The sequence below is a fragment of the Streptomyces sp. SID11385 genome (assembly GCF_010548245.1).
Lineage (GTDB): Bacteria > Actinomycetota > Actinomycetes > Streptomycetales > Streptomycetaceae > Streptomyces.
Genome location: NZ_JAAGLR010001044.1, coordinates 1 through 921 on the forward strand (window position 1 = coordinate 1; position 921 = coordinate 921).

Annotated in this window: 2 pseudogenes; both read right to left on the reverse strand. The window is 79.4% G+C overall.

The features are described 5' to 3' along the window. Window positions 1–597 (reverse strand): annotated as a pseudogene (locus tag G3I42_RS31955) (magnesium chelatase); the annotation flags it as partial. Then, a pseudogene (locus G3I42_RS31960) lies at window positions 594–921 on the reverse strand (magnesium chelatase); the annotation flags it as partial. The pseudogenes G3I42_RS31955 and G3I42_RS31960, both read right to left, overlap by 4 nt.

The window sequence follows — 921 nt, forward strand, 5'->3', positions numbered from 1 at the left end:
GGGCGGCACGGGTGCCAGGGCGCGCGCCTCGAAGCGGAGCGGGAAGCGGTCGAGGAGATGGGCGGAGAGCTGGGCCGCGTCCCCGGTGGAGCAGCAGGCGAGCCAGCGGGCGCGCGGGCGCAGCCGCAGGCGCAGGCCGGGACGTTCGACGACGGTGTCCTCGCTGCCGAGGAACTGGAGCGCCGCGCGCAGCCCCGCCGTGCTGAGGCGGCTCAGTTCCGGGACGACGACCAACGGGGGCGGCCCCGGGGCGAGTTCGGCGGCGAGCAGGGCGCCGGGGGCGAAGAGCGGGGCGTCGTCGCCGGGCCCCGCGCCGAGCCTCGTCCACAGGTCGGCGTCGCGCGCGCCCGCGCCGAGGTGGACGACGGGTGCCGGTTCCCTCCCGTCGCCGAGGAGGGCGCGGAGCGCGGTGGTGACGGTCGGCAGCAGTCCTGGCGGCGGATCGAGGAGGAGCAGGCCGCCGAGCCCGGGGTCGGCGGCGGCACAGACCAGGAGCGTCCGCAGCGCTTCGGCGGAGCCCGGGAGCCCGTCCCGCCACGCCCCCGCGTTCCTCTCGGACGGCGCCGTCCCCGCCTCCTCGCCCGCTGCCCGCGTCATGCGCCCTGCGTGCCCAGCACGTCGTCGACGACCGCTTCCTCGGCCGGGGTCCAGCGGTGGCCGCCGTCCTGCGTGGTGTCGGGGCGGCGGTGGCGGAAGGCCATGGGGAGGACGGCGCGCAGGTGCGCGGGACTCGCCGTGGTGGCGCCTTCGAGGGCGGCGAGCGCCCGGGCGGCGCGTATCGCCGTGAGGTCGCCCCGGTGCCCGTACACCTCCAGGCGGCTCGCGGCCTGCGCGCACAGCGAGAGGAGTTCCTCCGGGACGGCGACGCCGGGCAGTGCCGCACGGGCCCGGTCGAGCGCGGCGCGCCGCCCCGCGTCGGCG